The following is a 16,004-nucleotide window of genomic DNA, read 5'->3' on the forward strand; positions in this document are numbered from 1 at the left end:
CAACAACGGAAGCTCGGTGAACAGAATCGACAGATTGACGTTGAAGCGCGTGTCCGTGAAACCCATGAAGGTCGGCGCCCCTTCCGAATAGCGGATTTATATTTCTGTTGTACGGGATAGTGGCGACACCGGGCGCGGGGGTCAAGCGCGCCCGGCACACCGTCCGGATCGGGTCCGGCGTCAGCCCTTGAGGGGCTTGATCGCGGTGGGCGCGTGGCCCGGTTCGGTCGCGATCTCCTCGAACTCGGTGACATCACTGATGTCCGCGGTCTTGCTCATCGCGATGTTGGTGATGCGCTCCAGGATCGCCTCGACGACGACCGGCACGCGGTGCTCGGCGGCGAGCTTCTTGGCCTCCTCGAAGGCGGCGCCCAGCTCGTTCGGGTCGGTGACCCGGATCGCCTTGCAGCCCAGCCCCTCGGCGACCTTGACGTGGTCGACGCCGTAGACGCCCAGCTCGGGCGAGTTGATGTTCTCGAACTCCAGGTTGACCTGGAAGTTGATGTCCAGACCGATCTGCGCCTGACGGATCAGGCCCAGGTAGGAGTTGTTCACCAGGACGTGGACGTACGGGATCCGGTGCTGCGCACCGACCGCCAACTCCTCGATCATGAACTGGAAGTCGTAGTCGCCGGAGAGGGCGACGACCGGCGACTGCGGGTCGGCGGTGGCGACACCGAGCGCGGCCGGGATGGTCCAGCCCAGCGGGCCCGCCTGGCCGCAGTTGATCCAGTGGCGCGGCTTGTAGACGTGCAGCATCTGCGCGCCGGCGATCTGGGAGAGGCCGATGGTGGAGACGTAGCGGGTCTCCGGGCCGAACGCCTTGTTCATCTCCTCGTAGACGCGCTGCGGCTTCATCGGGATGTCGTCGAAGTGCGTACGGCGCTGGAGTTCGGCCTTGCGCTGCTGGGTGGAGGCGGCCCAGTCGCTGCGGTCGGGCAGCTTGCCCTCGGCCTTGAGCTCCTTGGCGACCTCGACGAACAGCTCCAGCGCGGCCTTGGCGTCCGAGGCGATGCCGTAGTCGGGTGCGAAGATCTTGCCGATCTGGGTGGGCTCGATGTCGACGTGGACGAACTTCCGGCCCTTGGTGTAGACGTCCAGCTTGTAACCGGTGTGGCGGTTGGCCCAGCGGTTGCCGATGCCGAGGACGAAGTCCGACTCCAGGAAGTTGGCGTTGCCGTAGCGGTGGGCGGTCTGCAGACCGACCATGCCGGCGTTCAGCTCGTGGTCGTCACCGAGGATACCCCAGCCCATCAGGGTGGGAATGACCGGGGTCCCGGTCAGCTCGGCGAACTCGACCAGCAGCTCGGAGGCGTCGGCGTTGATGACACCGCCGCCCGCGACGATCAGCGGGCGCTCCGACTGGAGGTAGAGGGAGAGTGCCTTCTCGATCTGGGCGCGGCTGGCGACCGGCTTGTAGACGGGGAGCGGCTGGTACGTGTCGGGGTCGAACTCGATCTCGGTCTGCTGGACGTCGATCGGCAGGTCGATCAGCACCGGGCCGGGCCGACCGGAGCGCATCAGGTGGAAGGCCTGCTGGAAGACGCCGGGGACCTGTGCCGCCTCGAGCACCGTGGTCGCCGCCTTGGTGACGGGCTTGGCGATCGACGCGATGTCGACGGCCTGGAAGTCCTCCTTGTGGATCACATGGGTCGGCGCCTGGCCGGTGATGCACAGGATCGGGATCGAGTCACCGATCGCGGAGTACAGGCCGGTGATCATGTCGGTGCCGGCCGGGCCGGACGTCCCGATACAGACACCGATGTTGCCCGGGTGGGTCCGGGTGTATCCCTCGGCCATGTGCGAGGCGCCCTCGACGTGGCGAGCGAGCGTGTGATCAATGCCGCCGCCCTCCTTCAGCGCCTTGTAGAAGGGGTTGATCGCCGCGCCCGGCACTCCGAAGGCGTTGGTCACGCCCTCGCGCTTGAGGATCTCCACTGCAGCGCGGGCGGCTGTCATTCGAGGCATCGAGTACTCCTGCGTCGACCTGTCAGGGGCATGTTCCGGCGAAGGGCCGGAGGAACCAGAAAGTTCTTAATTCCGCATCATGGAATCAATGTTTTGCTTTATGGAAGAAACGTAGAACGAGTCGATCCCCTCGTCAAGGCCCGGATGCGGATGCGGACGCCACTGAGCCGCGCCCGGACATCTGCTCGGGGCGCGGCTCAGTGGCGTGCGGGTTGCCCGCTCAGGGCCGCCGACGACAACGGCGGACGCCCAGGCGGCGGACGGTGGTGCGGTGCGGGGCCACGCCCACGGGGCGGGTGAACAGCGACACCCAGCAACACCCACGCAACCGACTTGTTCGCTCGTCCCTGACTCGGCAACAGGCGATGGGACGGCTCTCGACGGGCCAAATCGAGCGACGGTGATGCAGCTTCGTGCCGGCATGAGTCGCCGTGATCAAGACGCAGACGGTTGCCGAGGAGCCAGCGTGAGACAGACCGCCGGATTGGCGATATCCCTGGCGGCTCTGGCGCTGCTGACCGCGTGCGAGGGTGCCGCGGGAGACACCCGTCCCTGCACCCTGGTGGATGCGCCCGCCGGGATCCGAGTAGAGGTCCACCCGCAACTGGCGAACAGGGTGGCCGACGCGACCCTTACGGCCTGCTGGGACGGCACATGCCGGCAGCGCACGCTCCGAGTTCGGGAGACCCCGTCCGGAGAACTGCCGCCCCCGGGGAACCCCGTGATGACCACGGAATCCCCCACCGCCGCACAGAGCCCGGCAGCGAGCCCGACTCAATCCCCCGAGCCGCTCATCGGGCATGGCTTCGCGGCCGTACGCGGCCTCCCGGAAAAGTCGATTCCGTCAGGCTGGTGTTCAAGAACCAGCAGGGCAGCGTCGTGCTCGACCGACCGATCAGCGTCACGCCGAAACCCACCTACCCCAACGGCCGCAACTGCTCGCCGGGCGGCCACCAGGCACACCTGACGGTCACGAAAGACGGCTCACTGATCCCGCGCTGACCGCGCGCTCCCCACCTGATGTGCTCCGGAGAGGCGCCGGGACCGCCCGACTCTCCAGGGATGGAAGGCGATGGCGACCGCTGCGGTGGGCGCGCTGATCGGGGAGATCGGAGGGATCGGGGAGATCCGGGGAGATTCGGGGGGGATCGGGGGGATCGGGGGGATCGGGGGGGAACCCCGTCCAGCGCACCGAGCTCGTCTTCCAGCCGGAGCTGTTCGTGTGTGTGGGGGGCCACGGGGAGCGTGCGCACCTGACGACGGCCCACGGGATGGTGCGCAGCCCCGAGCCCCCCGGCCCGGGGCTGAGCGTGCCCGGCTCAGCCCACGGCCACGCCGCCGTCCAGGCCCGAGCGGCGCAGGTCCGCCGCCATCGCGGAGGTGGCGCCGTCCGGGTTGCCGGACGCGATGCGGAAGGCATCCAGCAACTCCCTCGTCAGGGTGTGCTGTTCGGCGTGGGCGAGGAGTTCCGCTGCGCTCTGGTCATCGACCTCTCCGTCGAGATACCCGGCCAGCTCGGCCGCTGCGTCCTCCAGCGTGGCGAACCGGGCCATTCCGCAGTCGAGTCCGTCGTCGGCGAGGCTCGCGGGATAGGGCGCGCGGGCCCAGGCGCCGTTCTCGTACCAGTAGACGCAGCCCAGTTCGTACCCTTCGAGCAGGTCGCGGAGGGTCTTGTGGGGGAGCCAGTCCGGGGCGCCCGCCAGCATGTCGATGGGCGGCTTGTGCCATTTGACGTCGCTCGACTCGTCCTCGCCGTAGAGGACGGCCCGGCCGTCACCGGCCCGCACCAGCGTCCACCATGTACATCCGCAGTCGTCGAAATGCAGGCCGCCGCCGTCCAGCCAACAGCCCGTGGGGTACCGGCCCCGCTCCGCCGGGTCCTGCGCGGTGACGACGGCGATCGCCGCCCACCGCGCCCACAGCAGCTCGGGATCCGGCAGCTCCTCCGGCAGTCCGGGACGGTGCAGGCTCATGTGTTCCCCCTGGGTGTGCCGCGGCTCTCCGCCGTGGCCCGACGCTTGTGCGGCGTTCTTCCGACGCCCTTTCGCACAGGTTAGGCGCTGCCACCGACAACGCCCCTGCCGGACCGGACGGGCGGCGTAGGGGGTGAACGCCGTCGGCCGTGGGGCCGGTCCGGCCGGCACGATCGAAGGGGTCCTGGCTGCACGGACGGGACATGACGGATCATGACGGATGGGACATGGTCGTGCACGGCATCACCCGATCCAGCGCGGATGGCTGCGGTGGCCGTGACGGCCGGCCGCGTCGGGTCGGGTCGGCTTGCCGACGTAGCCGGAGCCGACCGCGCGACGGCCGCCGCAACCGCGTGGTCCGCGCCGCGCCCGGCTGTCTCAGCAGTTCGCGCTGTAGCGGATGCACCCGGGCGGCGGGGCGTGGCTGTTGTCCCACTGGTGTCGCGCGACCACCAGCACCCCGCCGGCCAGGAGAGCCACCAGCAGGTGCGTGATCACCGTCCAGCGGGCACGGAAGACCCCCGCGAGCACTGCCAAGGTGAGTACGGCGACCAGCAGTATCCACACCCGACCGATGTGTGCGAGGCCGGCCGCGTCGATCCGCACTTGGTCGCCTTGCGCCGCCCATACCTCCAAGCCGAAGCCGAAGATCCAGTCCAGCACGAGCCACGCGATCTCCAGCAGGAACAACGGGATCGCGAGGGCAAGGTCCACACCCGAGCGTGTTCGGTGCGACCAGGGGCGCCGGCGTTTCGGCGTGAGATGGGCGTCCGGCATGGCCTCAGGGTGCCGATCCTCGTGGTGATGCGCATGAGTAGGCGTACTCAACTCTGCGCCTCACCTCTCGCCGCCGGCCTTGACGACGTTCGGTCGCGCCGGCTTCTCCCTCCTGCGCACGCGAGTTCTCCTCGCTTCGTGAGGGCATCTGCTGCGGTCAGGCACCTCGGCGGTGCCCGGCTCCGCGGATGGTCACTACGGACAGAACCGGGTCGGTAGGCGGCACCAGCTCTCCGGAGGCGACCTCTACAAGGTGCGCCGGAGCATCGCCGTGCAGCAAGGCGGTCACGTACTCGATGATCTGAGCGTGGGAGAGCACCGGCACTCTTTGTCGCAGAGCGTGCATGGCATGCACCCTCCCGCGAGCGTCTGCCGCTGCCCGGACCTCATCGTGCAGATCGTCCACTGCGGTCCGCGTGACCTGCCTTCGAATACGGGCTCGGTAGTCCGACTCCCACGCACCGGTTACTGCAGAGACGACACCGATCTGGTGCAGGCTTCCGTCGACGCGGTCAACTAGGTAGGGCCCGTTCCCGGCCAGCATGAAGTCTGGATTCCGGGTGCGCAGATACTCCTCAGATGTCCAGGAGACGATCCATACCAGCTCGTGCTGCTCTACGTGCGATACAGCCAGGCGCATCGGGTCGATCCCCATCGACAGCTCCCGCTGGTAGTCGCGTTCCAGCTCTTCCTCAACCATCCGAACCGCGGCATCTCGCTTCATCACTCCGTCAGCATCCCGTACGGCCCGAATGGCTACCACCAGGTCTCCTGTGGGCTCCACGGTTGGGCAGACCACAGTCATCAGCGCAGCAGGACGTCGATGCGGCTCTCCTGGAGGACCTCCAGGATCCTGTCGAACGTAGTGGGACTGTTGGCAGCTTCCGTGCTGCTCTTCGACAGATACGTGGCAGCTGTTTCCGAGTGTTGCCAGTCCAGGGCGAACGGTGAGGCCGCTCCCCAGCGGCCGCGCAGGCAGTCGTCCAGCGCATCGAGGTTCCAGCCGAAGTAGCCGCCCGGTCCGTTCACCGCTTCGCCAAGGGCACAGTAGAAGCTGTCTTCGTCCACGATGTACCGGCCGTCGAGCGTGAACGTGGAACCTGCGGGGCTGTCGGGGAGGTTCCGACAGGCGTGATGCCGCAAGGCCACCGACAGCCAGCGAGACGCCCGGCCGGATCAAGTGGCTGCCACAATCCCCTGCGATCCAGTCGTCCAGTGCGGATCAGCTCCCAAGGCCCCTCGGACTGTGGAAGCAGGTCGTCGCACCACAGGCCCACCGTCAGGTCGACCAGGCCCGGCCCCATCGTCGAGGGCTGGACCGATTCGGGTGTCAGCCCGTTGACGAAGTAGCTGCCTGTCTCAGCCCCTGATGGAGCCAGCACGGCGAGATAGGCGTTGCCGGCGAGAGCACTTGCTACCGATCCGAGGGACGCGGGCCAGGAGCCCTCCTTGTGGCGCGCATCCGCGCAATTCGACCCGTCGCCGACCGTCCTCCAACGGGGCGAAGAGCCCGGACGCGTCCAGCGCATACCCCCAGAAGTCGCCTTCGTCCTCGTCACTGACCAGGGAGTACTTGGCCCCGCTCGCTGCGCCACTCATGCGCCAATTCTCGTCCGCGGGTGCGCCGCCGTGCTTCTCGGGGTCACCGATCTCTCGAATCCGGATCGGCTGTCCGTTCCGGATGCCTGCGGGGATACGGACCTTGTGGGTGCGTTGCTCGTGGGTGACCCGGTCTCCAGGCAATCGCCTCTTGCCCCCCGGCCGGATACCGCCCCCGACGACGGTCGGTCCTGCCCCTGGGACCGGCTCGGGCGGGCACAGGCCCACCCGGCGGCCTCGCCCAGTCGGCCCAGCGAACGAAACGCCACCACACGTGCTTCGTTGGCGCTCGCATGGGACGAGCATCAAAGATGCGGCAGACAGCGCGCCTCGGTCGCGAAGCCGAGGGAGACATCGTTCTCCGATCTGCAGGTGAGGACGACCATGACGCAGTCGAAGCTCTGCTGGCGACCGTGGAGTACCCGGACGCGCAGGGAGCCTTCGACACGGCCCGTCTGATCACCGCTTTGGGCCGCAAGGCGTCCTCACTCGGCGCCTGCGGGTGGGTGGCTGAGGCCCCCGATCGGCGAGTGGTGGGCGTGGCCGCCGCCTGCCCACCCGTGGACTGGATCTCCTCCATCGCCGGTATCAGCGACGCACACCGCCGACGGCTTGGGCGCCAGCTGGTGGAGGCAGAGGCCATCGCAGTCGCCGAGGGGTACCGGGGCAGCCGCCTGGGACACCGGCTCCTCGAGCAGGTCCGTATGCACTACCAACGCGTCGGTTACCGGTTGTTGACCGTCACCTGCTCGCGGAAGAACAGCCGTCTGAGCGACTACTACGCCCAGGCCGGCTTCACGATGCTGCCGTTGGGTGAACCGCTGCACCTTGTCGATCCCCTGGGCGTGGTGCTGTCCCGGCCGGTCGGGCCCGACATGATGCGGGGATGGCATCCGTTGCACCCTGCAGTGGAGGCAGTGCAGATCCCAGGGCCGCAGGGACCGTACGTTACGGCGCTCACTGGAGCTCTGGCGCCGCCGGCCGGTGCGCCCCAGGTCCTTGCCCACGGCGCGGACGGCAGCGCGACGGTCGACTTTGACGGCCAGGCCGTGAGCGTGTCGGCTCAGATGGTCAGGCTTGTTCTGGCGGCACGGGCCCAAGCGGTGAGCGCCTCCGAGATCATGGCTGCCGTTGCGGAAGCGGCGCACTACGGGCTGGAGCCGTTCGTCGTCGCTCAGCTGCGAAAGGCCTCCGGACACCCCACGCTGGCTTCTCTGTTCAGCCGCTGAGTCTCCCGCCCGGACAGCCCCACCGCCTGTGGGCGGCCGTGGCTCTGACCTCAACCCGCCCGTGGTGACGCCGCCTTCGGCTCCCGTCCTCCGGAGGTGCGGCTGTGGTACCAGACGGCGGCGACCACCAGGGCACAGCCGCCGGCCTGGGTGGGTGTCGGGCGTTCGCCGATGGCGACGCCGAGGCCGAATGCGAGTACCGGCTGCAGCAGCAACAGTGCCGCGCCGGTATGTGGCATCAGGCGGGGCAGGGCGGTGGTGATCAGCAGCCAGGCCAGCACCTGGCCCACCAGGGCCAAGGCGATCAGCCAGCCCCAGGCGGGCCAGCCGGGGGTGAGATCGATTCCTGTCCACAGGCTGCCCAGTCCCGCCGCGGCCGTGGCGGCCGCCATGGTCGACACACACACCGGTGCGACGGTGTGCTCACGGCCGCCGCCGAGCCGCATCAGGAACAGATATCCCGCGTAGGTCACGCCGGCCGCCGTTCCGAACGTCACACCGGCGACCGGATCGCTGCCTGGCGCCGGATGTCCGATTGCGCCACTCGCCAACGCGACACCCACGAGCATGAGCGGAGCCATCAGCACGAACCGCCCGGAGAGTTCGGCGCCCGACACCAGTCGGGCAAGGAGCGGAAAGACCACGACCTGGAGATTCAGCAGAACTGTGGCGACCGAGGCGCCGACGGTGCGAACGGCAGCCGCCCAGAACACCATGTCGATGCCGAGCAGCACCCCGGCCCCGATGTCCATCGCCATATAGCGCAGGGGCCGTGCGCCCACCTTGCGCCATTCTCGGCCGGCGAGTGGGACGAGGACGACCAGGGCGAGCGCACAGCGCAGAAACGCCGCCGTCCCCGCGTTCGTTCCTGAGAGCTTCATGAACACGGCCGAGGCCGAAATGCAGGCGGACCCTGCGACGGCCGCCACGACCGGCCGTGCCGGTCCATCGGCCGCCCGTTCTTTGACGCCGCTCTCGGCCGGCCGTATGGATGGAGACTTCTCCTGCAACGTCATGAAAGCCACTGTGCCCGGCGGGACTCATAACGAAAAGCATTGATTCGATGAGGGTATTCGGTAGCATCGCTGTCGTGTTCAGTGTAGACAGACTCCGCGCCCTGGCCGCAGTGGCCGCCCACGGTTCGATCGCCCAGGCCTCCCGCACTCTGCACATGACGCCATCAGGGGTGTCACAGCAACTGGCCAAACTGGAACGCGAGGCCGGACACTCCCTCCTGGAGCCGCACGGGCGCAGCATCCGCCTTACCCATGCCGGCCGGGTTCTGGCAGGTCACGCCGACCGGCTCCTCGAGCAACTCGCGGCGGCGCAGAGCGACTTGGCCGACCTCGGGGAGGAGGTGCTGGGCCCGCTCCGCATCGGTGGCGTGGGCAGCGCCGTCCGCACCCTGCTGCCTGACGCCCTGGCCGCCCTCGCCGCCGACCACCCCCGCCTCACTCCGACCGTCGTCGACGGAGAGGTTCTCGACCTGGTGCCCCGGCTGATCCATGGCGAACTCGACCTGCTGTTGATCGAGAGCTGGGCCGATCGCCCGGTGTCCGTCCCCGAGGGCGTGACACTGCGCACCCTTGTCAGCGAGGACGTCCACGTTGCCCTGTCCGAGCAGCATCCCCTCAGCGGCCGCGGGACCGTCGACCTGGCCGACCTCGCGGACACCGCGTGGGCCTGCTGCCCCCCAGATACCGCGCCCTACGAGGCCCTGCTCCAGCTTCTGCGCACCCGTGGGATCGAACCCGACATTCGCTATCTCGTCGCAGAGCACTCCACTCAACTCGCCCTGGTCGCACGGAATCTCACCGCATCCCTCGTCCCCGAGATGTCGTGTCGCCCCGCCCCGCCAGGAGTGCGATTCCTGGCCACCCGGCCGGCACTGCGCCGCGACGTTCGGGCCGCTTGGCTCACCCGCGCCGAGAGCCCGCCGGTGCGCGCCTGCGTCGCCGCGCTGGAGGGGGCCCGCCGGCAGTCCACCGACGAGGTCCGTCCGAAGGACTGAGGGAGGCTGATGCCGGGTCGGCATGGGGCAACACGACCGAGACGCTGCAGGACCCAGCGGTCCACCGGAACATCGGCTCCGACCACGACGCGGCCCGCAGCCTCAAGGACCGCCCAGTCGGGCGGGACCGCCGCGTTCCTATGCAGCCACAAAGGTCTCGCGCGACGAGGGAGCCACTCCGCCCGGTCCTGATCGTTGCGAGTTCGGGCCGTTCCCGGGTTCGGGCCGTTCCCGAGTTCGTCGCTCCCCGTCGCAAGCGATCTCCCGGATATCTCCCCGAGGTGGGTTCGAGGCTCCTGGGAGACGCGAGAGGGCCCCACTCCGGGAAGAGTGGAGCCCTCCGGCATTTCCCGCGAACTACGCGCGTTCCACAGGGAGTTGGACTCAGCGAATCGGCATCCCCGACAGCGTGCGGGCGATGACCAGGCGCTGGATCTCGCTGGTGCCCTCGAAGATGGTGTAGATGGCGGCGTCGCGGTGCATCCGCTCCACCGGGTACTCGCGCGTGAAGCCGTTGCCGCCGAGGATCTGCACGGCCTGGGCGGTGACCTTCTTGGCGACCTCGCTGGCGAAGAGCTTGGACATCGAGCCCTCGGCGGAGGTGAACGGCCGGCCGGCCACCGCCATCCAGGAGGCCCGCCAGACCAGCAGGCGGGCGGCGTCGATCTGGGTGCGCATGTCGGCGAGCTGAAAGGCGACGCCCTGGTTGTCGATGATCGGGCGACCGAACTGCTCGCGGGTCTTCGCGTACTCCAGGGCCTCTTCGTACGCGGCGCGGGCGGTGCCGACCGCCATCGCGCCGACCGCCGGGCGGGACGCCTCGAAGGTGGCCATCGCGGCGTTCTTCACGCGCTCGCCGCCGCTCTTCGCACGCTCACGGGCGCGGGCGAGCCGCTCGTCGAGCTTCTCCTTGCCGCCGAGCAGGCAGTGACCGGGGATCCGGACGTCCTCGAGAACGACCTCGGCGGTGTGCGAGGCGCGGATGCCGTGCTTCTTGAACTTCTGCCCCTGGGAGAGGCCGGGCGTGTTCGGCGGGACGATGAAGGAGGCGTGGCCCTTGGAGCCCAGCTCGGGGTCGACGACCGCGACGACGACGTGGACGTTGGCGATGCCGCCGTTGGTGGCCCAGGTCTTGGTGCCGTTGAGCACCCATTCGTCCTTGGCCTCGTCGTAGACGGCGCGGGTGCGCATCGAGGCGACGTCGGAACCCGCGTCCGGCTCGGAGGAGCAGAAGGCGGCGACCTTGACGTCATTGGCGTCGCCGTACATCTGCGGCACCCAGGTGCCTATCTGCTCCTCGGTGCCGTTGGCGAGCACGCCGACGGCGGCGAGGCCGGTGCCGACGATCGACAGGGCGATGCCCGCGTCGCCCCAGAACAGCTCCTCCATGGTCATCGGGATGCCCAGGCCGGTGGGGTCGAAGAACTGCTGGGCGTAGAAGTCCAGCGAATACAGGCCGATCTTGGCGGCCTCCTGGATGACCGGCCAGGGGGTCTCCTCGCGCTCGTCCCATTCAGCGGCGGCGGGGCGCATGACGTCCGCGGCGAATCCGTGAATCCAGTCGCGGACTTCCCTCTGCTCCTCATTGAGCTCCATGGTGAACTCGGCCATGACCCCTCCAGCGCTGCGATCTTTCATATGTTACTTGCGGTAACGTGAGTCTGTTACTCACGAGTAAGGGATGTCAACTCCCTGGGCTTCGAATTCGCCGTGGAGTTCGGGTGTTACGTTGCGCGAGCGCCACGGATTCACGAGGGTGGGAGCACGACCATGGAGAACACACAGCACAGTGGCCGTCGGCAGACGGCGACCGAGCGCAGACGGCGGGAACTCTTGGAGGCTGCGGAGCGGATCGTGCTGCGCGACGGCCCGGAGGCGTCGATGAACGCCATCGCCGCCGAGGCCGGCATCACCAAGCCGATCCTCTACCGGCACTTCGGGGACAAGGGCGGCCTGTACCGGGCACTGGCCGTACGACACACCGATGCCCTGCTGGCCAACCTGCGGACGGCGCTGGACGCGCCGGTCCTGCGCCGGGACCGCGTCGAGGCCACCCTCGACGCCTATCTGGTCGCCATCGAGACCCGACCACAGGTCTACCGCTTCCTGATGCACCCGTCCGACGAGCAGAGCCAGGCCGAGTCCGGCTTCGACGTCGGGCGGCACTCCGCCCCGCTGCTGCGCCGGCTCGGCGAGGAGCTGGCCAAGGTGATCGCCGACCGGCTGGACCTGGGAGCCGAGGGCGAGGAGCGGGCCCGGGTGTGGGGGCACGGCATCGTCGGCATGATGCATGCGGCCGGCGACTGGTGGCTGCGCGAACGCCCCTGTTCCCGCGAGCAATTGGTGCAGCATCTGACGGATCTGCTGTGGGGACAGCTGGCCACCGTCAAGGACCGCGCCGGCAGCCCCGGATTCTGAGGATCAGCGGATTCTGAGGATCAGCGACCGGACTCCCCCGCGGCCCACGGGGCGCGGGCGGCTGCGCGGAGCGCCCGGCGGCGGCGCAGCCCGCTGAGGCGGTCGATGTAGAGGCCGCCCTCGAGGTGGTCGCACTCGTGCTGGAGACAGCGCGCGAAGAAGCCGGTGCCGGTCACCGTCTTCGGTTCGCCGGTGGCGCTGAGCCCTTCCACAACGGCGTGGTCGTGGCGCGGCGTACCGGCCTCGATGCCGGGCAGCGACAGGCAGCCCTCGGGCTCCCGGAAGACCGGTCCGTCGGCGTCGACGAGCCGGGGGTTGACGAGATGCCCCAGGTGGCGACGGTCCTCGTCGTCGGGGCAGTCATAGACGAACACCCGCAGAGGGACGCCGATCTGGTTCGCGGCGAGGCCGACGCCGCGGGCCGCGTACATTGTCGCGTACATGTCCTCGATCAGTCGGGCCAGTTCGCCGTCGAAGGCGGTGACCTCCTGGCAGGGCGCGTGCAGGGCGGGGTCGCCGAGGAGGCGCATCGGGCGCGGGCGGCCGGTGCTGCCGGGGATCGTACGGGGGCGCATGGCGTCCAGCGTACGGTCCACAGGACACCGTTCCGGTCGTACCGGATGTCGCGCCACGGGTGGCGGGGTTCGGGCCCACGGCCGGATCTCGATAGGCTGATCCCCGACCGAAGCCTCCGGCCGGCCATCGGCTGCGGAGGAGGCGTTCCACCGGCAGACGCACGGCAGGCGGGCGCCGGATGCAAGGAGGATCAAGGACGATGGCAGGCAACACGGAGCCGCTGTCGCCGCGGGCCAAGCTGGCCGTGACGGCGGGCAAGGCCGCGGCGGCGGTGTCGCGCGCGGCGGGCCGCGGCAGCGGATCGGTGATCGGTGGCCGGGTGGCGCTCAAGCTCGACCCCGACCTGCTGGCCCGGCTGGCCCGACACCTGGACGTGATCCTGGTGTCGGCGACGAACGGCAAGACGACCACCACGCGACTGATCGCGGAGGCGCTGCGGGCCAGCGGACCGGTGGTCTCCAACGCGCTCGGCGCCAACATGCCGGCGGGCATCACCTCCGCGCTGGCCGGCGGCTCGGACGCCAAGTACGGCGTCATCGAGGTCGACGAGAAGTACCTCTCCGGCGTGGCCAGGGATGTCACGCCGAAGGCCATAGCGCTGCTGAACCTCTCGCGCGACCAGCTCGACCGCGCCGCGGAGACCCGCATGCTGGCCGAGCACTGGCGGGAGGGCCTGGCCGGCTCCAAGGCCCTGATCGTGGCCAACGCCGACGACCCGCTGATCGTGTGGGCGGCGTCGTCGTCCGCGAACGTGGTGTGGGTCGCAGCCGGACAGGAGTGGAAGGACGACGCCTGGTCCTGCCCCTCGTGCGGTGGTGTGATGCAGCGGCCGGGCGACGACTGGTTCTGCGGCGAGTGCGGCTTCCGCCGCCCGACGCCCAGCTGGGCACTGTCCGGTGATCACGTCCTGGACCCGCACGGCAGCGCCTGGCCGATCAAGCTCCAGCTGCCGGGGCGCGCCAACAAGGCGAACGCCACGACGTCGGCAGCGGTGGCGGCCGCCTTCGGGGTGCCGCCGCAGGTCGCCCTGGAGCGGATGTACAGCGTCCAGGCGGTGGCCGGCCGCTACGACGTGGTCACGTTCCTGGAGCGGGAGCTGCGGCTGCTGCTGGCGAAGAACCCGGCCGGCTGGCTGGAGACGTTCTCGCTGATCGACCCGCCGCCGACCCCGGTGATCATGTCGGTGAACGCCCGCGGCGCGGACGGCACCGACACCTCCTGGCTGTGGGACGTCGACTACACCCGGCTGGCCGGGCACCCGATCTTCGTGCTCGGGGACCGCAAGCTGGACCTGGCGGTGCGCCTCGAGGTCGCCGGGCTCGACTTCCACGTGTGCGACAACATCGACGAGGCGGTCCAGATGGCGCCGCCCGGCCGGATCGAGGTCATCGCCAACTACACGGCCTTCCAGGACCTGCGCCGCCGCGTGGGCAACTGAGTGCGGTCCACCGACCTGACGGACAAGGACGAGCGAGCATGAGTGACAACAGCCTGCGCCTGGTGTGGATCTACCCGGACCTGCTGAGCACGTACGGCGACCAGGGCAATGCCCTGGTCGTGGAGCGGCGGGCGCGCCAGCGCGGCCTGGACGTACAGCGCCTGGACGTACGCTCCGACCAGCAGATCCCCACCTCCGGCGACATCTATCTGATCGGCGGCGGTGAGGACCGGCCGCAGCGGCTGGCCTCCGAGCGGCTGATCCGCGACGGCGGTCTGCACCGGGCGGTGTCCAACGGCGCGATCGTCTTCTCGGTGTGTGCCGGCTACCAGATCCTGGGCCATGAGTTCGTCAACGACCTCGGCGACCAGCAGGAGGGCCTGGGGCTGCTGGACGTGGTCAGCACCCGTGGCGAGGCGGAGCGGTGCGTGGGTGACGTACTGGCCGACATCGACCCGCAGTTGGGGCTGCCGCCGCTGACCGGCTTCGAGAACCACCAGGGCGTGACGCACCTGGGCAAGACCGCCAAGCCGTTCGCCAAGGTGCGATTCGGCAAGGGCAACGGCGTCGGCGACGGCTACGAGGGCGCCTACAACGACACCGTCTTCGGCACGTACATGCACGGTCCCGTGATGGCGCGCAACCCGCACATCGCCGACCTGCTGATCAAGTTGGCGCTGGACGTCAACGCGCTGCCCCCGGTGGAGGACCGCTGGTACGAGGCGCTGCGCCAGGAGCGGATCGCCGCGGCCACGCAGCCCGCCTGACGGCCGACCGACGCCCCACCCGCGCCCGCCGGGCGTCAAGTCCGCTTTCCACCGCTTTCATGCGCCCGCAGTCCCGCACTGCGGGCGCACGTGTGCCCTTGGGCCCTGCGCTTGTAGGGTGAGCGGAATCCAACCGGACGACGGGGTCCGGGCGTCCGGTTGAGTTGCAGAGGGTTTTTCGAGCAATGCGTATTGGTGTCCTCACCTCCGGCGGCGACTGCCCCGGCCTGAACGCCGTCATCCGGTCCGTCGTCCACCGTGCCACCGCCGATCACGGCGACGAGGTCATCGGCTTCCGCGATGGCTGGAAGGGCCTGTTGGAGTGCGATTACCGCAAGCTCGACCTGGACGCCGTCGGCGGCATCCTGGCGCGCGGCGGCACCATCCTCGGGTCGTCCCGGGTACAGCCCGCCCAGCTGCGGGACGGCGTCGAGCGGGCCCGCGGCCATGTCGCGGAGCTCGGCCTGGACGCGATCATCCCGATCGGCGGCGAAGGCACGCTGAAGGCGGCGCGGCTGCTGTCGGACGCCGGGCTGCCCATCGTCGGCGTACCCAAGACCATCGACAACGACATCGCCGTCACGGACGTGACCTTCGGCTTCGATACGGCGGTGGGGGTCGCCACCGAGGCGCTGGACCGCCTCAAGACCACCGCCGAATCGCACCAGCGGGTAATGATCGTCGAGGTGATGGGACGGCACACCGGCTGGATCGCGCTGCACTCGGGCATGGCCGCCGGTGCCCACGCGATCGTCGTGCCGGAGCGGCCCTTCGACATCGACGAGCTCACCGCCCGGGTCTCCGAGCGCTTCGAGGCCGGCAAGAAGTTCGCGATCGTGGTGGTCGCCGAGGGTGCCAAGCCGCGCGAGGGCTCGATGTCCTTCGACATCGGCGGCAAGGACATCTACGGCCACGAGCGGTTCGCCGGCGTGGCCCGGCAGCTGTCCGTGGAGCTGGAGAACCGCCTCGGCAAGGAGGCCCGGCCGGTCATCCTCGGCCACGTCCAGCGCGGCGGTACGCCGACCGCGTACGACCGGGTGCTCGCCACCCGCTTCGGCTGGCACGCCGTGGAGGCCGCGCACCGCGGCGACTTCGGGATGATGACCGCGCTGCGCGGCACCGACATCACGCTGGTGCCGCTCGCCGAGGCGGTGGAGACGCTCAAGACCGTGCCCGCCGAGCGCTACGACGAGGCCGAGTGCGTGCTGTGACCCCGGCACCCCCGCCACGGTAGTTCCGTGTCGTACG

Annotated in this window: 15 protein-coding genes; 7 read left to right on the forward strand and 8 right to left on the reverse strand. The window is 69.4% G+C overall.

Features of this window, described 5'->3' with window-relative positions:
- Window positions 1–180: 180 nt before the first annotated feature.
- Window positions 181–1,959: a glyoxylate carboligase gene (gcl, locus tag ACGFML_RS12395; protein WP_393543739.1), complete on the reverse strand. Its 1,779-nt coding sequence runs from the start codon at window positions 1,957–1,959 to the stop codon at window positions 181–183.
- An 861-nt stretch (window positions 1,960–2,820) separates the two neighbouring features.
- Between gcl and ACGFML_RS12400 the strand changes: the two genes are divergently transcribed.
- A complete protein-coding gene (locus ACGFML_RS12400) occupies window positions 2,821–2,970 on the forward strand; it encodes a hypothetical protein (protein ID WP_393542763.1) in 150 nt (49 codons plus the stop codon).
- Window positions 2,971–3,287: 317 nt separating this feature from the next.
- Here ACGFML_RS12400 and ACGFML_RS12405 read toward each other — a convergent pair whose 3' ends face one another.
- The 4 genes from ACGFML_RS12405 to ACGFML_RS12420 all read right to left on the reverse strand — a co-directional run bounded on the left by ACGFML_RS12405 (window position 3,288) and on the right by ACGFML_RS12420 (window position 5,867).
- A complete protein-coding gene (locus ACGFML_RS12405; RefSeq protein WP_393542764.1) occupies window positions 3,288–3,941 on the reverse strand; it encodes a hypothetical protein in 654 nt (217 codons plus the stop codon).
- 378 nt (window positions 3,942–4,319) lie between these two features.
- The gene (locus tag ACGFML_RS12410; RefSeq protein WP_393542766.1) at window positions 4,320–4,718 is read right to left on the reverse strand and encodes a DUF6234 family protein; all 399 of its coding nucleotides are present in this window, start codon (window positions 4,716–4,718) and stop codon (window positions 4,320–4,322) included.
- 157 nt (window positions 4,719–4,875) lie between these two features.
- Window positions 4,876–5,442 (reverse strand): YrhB domain-containing protein, encoded by a 567-nt coding sequence (locus ACGFML_RS12415; protein ID WP_393543741.1) that lies wholly within the window; start codon window positions 5,440–5,442, stop codon window positions 4,876–4,878.
- A gap of 80 nt (window positions 5,443–5,522) precedes the next feature.
- Window positions 5,523–5,867: a barstar family protein gene (locus tag ACGFML_RS12420; protein WP_393542768.1), complete on the reverse strand. Its 345-nt coding sequence runs from the start codon at window positions 5,865–5,867 to the stop codon at window positions 5,523–5,525.
- Window positions 5,868–6,628: 761 nt separating this feature from the next.
- Between ACGFML_RS12420 and ACGFML_RS12425 the strand changes: the two genes are divergently transcribed.
- A complete protein-coding gene (locus ACGFML_RS12425; protein WP_393542770.1) occupies window positions 6,629–7,546 on the forward strand; it encodes a GNAT family N-acetyltransferase in 918 nt (305 codons plus the stop codon).
- A gap of 50 nt (window positions 7,547–7,596) precedes the next feature.
- Here the strand turns inward: ACGFML_RS12425 and ACGFML_RS12430 are convergent, their stop codons facing one another.
- Entirely contained in the window at window positions 7,597–8,475 is an 879-nt protein-coding gene (locus ACGFML_RS12430; protein ID WP_393543743.1) for a DMT family transporter, read from the reverse strand.
- A gap of 161 nt (window positions 8,476–8,636) precedes the next feature.
- Here ACGFML_RS12430 and ACGFML_RS12435 point away from each other — a divergent pair, with 161 nt between their 5' ends.
- Entirely contained in the window at window positions 8,637–9,557 is a 921-nt protein-coding gene (locus tag ACGFML_RS12435; RefSeq protein WP_393542771.1) for a LysR family transcriptional regulator, read from the forward strand.
- A gap of 384 nt (window positions 9,558–9,941) precedes the next feature.
- Here ACGFML_RS12435 and ACGFML_RS12440 read toward each other — a convergent pair whose 3' ends face one another.
- Complete coding sequence (locus ACGFML_RS12440; protein ID WP_393542773.1) at window positions 9,942–11,168, reverse strand: acyl-CoA dehydrogenase family protein; 1,227 nt, start codon at window positions 11,166–11,168, stop codon at window positions 9,942–9,944.
- A gap of 159 nt (window positions 11,169–11,327) precedes the next feature.
- On the opposite strand from ACGFML_RS12440, the gene ACGFML_RS12445 reads away from it, so the two are divergent.
- On the forward strand, window positions 11,328–11,975 hold the full coding sequence (locus ACGFML_RS12445) for a TetR family transcriptional regulator (RefSeq protein WP_393542775.1): 648 nt from the start codon (window positions 11,328–11,330) through the stop codon (window positions 11,973–11,975).
- 20 nt (window positions 11,976–11,995) lie between these two features.
- On the opposite strand, the gene def is transcribed toward ACGFML_RS12445, so the two are convergent.
- Entirely contained in the window at window positions 11,996–12,550 is a 555-nt protein-coding gene (gene def, locus ACGFML_RS12450; protein WP_393542776.1) for a peptide deformylase, read from the reverse strand.
- A 200-nt stretch (window positions 12,551–12,750) separates the two neighbouring features.
- Here def and ACGFML_RS12455 point away from each other — a divergent pair, with 200 nt between their 5' ends.
- From ACGFML_RS12455 to ACGFML_RS12465, 3 genes are all read left to right on the forward strand, one after another.
- Complete coding sequence (locus ACGFML_RS12455; protein ID WP_393542778.1) at window positions 12,751–13,989, forward strand: MurT ligase domain-containing protein; 1,239 nt, start codon at window positions 12,751–12,753, stop codon at window positions 13,987–13,989.
- A gap of 38 nt (window positions 13,990–14,027) precedes the next feature.
- Window positions 14,028–14,756, forward strand: a complete 729-nt coding sequence (locus ACGFML_RS12460; protein ID WP_393542780.1) for a type 1 glutamine amidotransferase — start codon at window positions 14,028–14,030, stop codon at window positions 14,754–14,756.
- Between the two features lie 185 nt (window positions 14,757–14,941).
- Window positions 14,942–15,967, forward strand: a complete 1,026-nt coding sequence (locus ACGFML_RS12465; protein WP_393542782.1) for a 6-phosphofructokinase — start codon at window positions 14,942–14,944, stop codon at window positions 15,965–15,967.
- The last annotated feature ends 37 nt before the right edge of the window (window positions 15,968–16,004 follow it).

This window comes from Streptomyces sp. NPDC048650 (assembly GCF_043199095.1).
GTDB lineage: Bacteria > Actinomycetota > Actinomycetes > Streptomycetales > Streptomycetaceae > Streptomyces.

Excerpts from the sequence above, each read along its gene's own strand:
- gcl (WP_393543739.1), bottom strand. The coding sequence starts at position 1,959 with ATGACAGCCGCCCGCGCTGCAGTGGAGATCCTCAAGCGCGAGGGCGTG.
- ACGFML_RS12405 (WP_393542764.1), bottom strand. The coding sequence starts at position 3,941 with ATGAGCCTGCACCGTCCCGGACTGCCGGAGGAGCTGCCGGATCCCGAG.
- ACGFML_RS12410 (WP_393542766.1), bottom strand. The coding sequence starts at position 4,718 with ATGCCGGACGCCCATCTCACGCCGAAACGCCGGCGCCCCTGGTCGCAC.
- ACGFML_RS12415 (WP_393543741.1), bottom strand. The coding sequence starts at position 5,442 with ATGAAGCGAGATGCCGCGGTTCGGATGGTTGAGGAAGAGCTGGAACGC.
- ACGFML_RS12425 (WP_393542770.1), top strand. The coding sequence starts at position 6,629 with ATGCGGCAGACAGCGCGCCTCGGTCGCGAAGCCGAGGGAGACATCGTT.
- ACGFML_RS12440 (WP_393542773.1), bottom strand. The coding sequence starts at position 11,168 with ATGGCCGAGTTCACCATGGAGCTCAATGAGGAGCAGAGGGAAGTCCGC.
- ACGFML_RS12445 (WP_393542775.1), top strand. The coding sequence starts at position 11,328 with ATGGAGAACACACAGCACAGTGGCCGTCGGCAGACGGCGACCGAGCGC.
- def (WP_393542776.1), bottom strand. The coding sequence starts at position 12,550 with ATGCGCCCCCGTACGATCCCCGGCAGCACCGGCCGCCCGCGCCCGATG.
- ACGFML_RS12455 (WP_393542778.1), top strand. The coding sequence starts at position 12,751 with ATGGCAGGCAACACGGAGCCGCTGTCGCCGCGGGCCAAGCTGGCCGTG.
- ACGFML_RS12460 (WP_393542780.1), top strand. The coding sequence starts at position 14,028 with ATGAGTGACAACAGCCTGCGCCTGGTGTGGATCTACCCGGACCTGCTG.
- ACGFML_RS12465 (WP_393542782.1), top strand. The coding sequence starts at position 14,942 with ATGCGTATTGGTGTCCTCACCTCCGGCGGCGACTGCCCCGGCCTGAAC.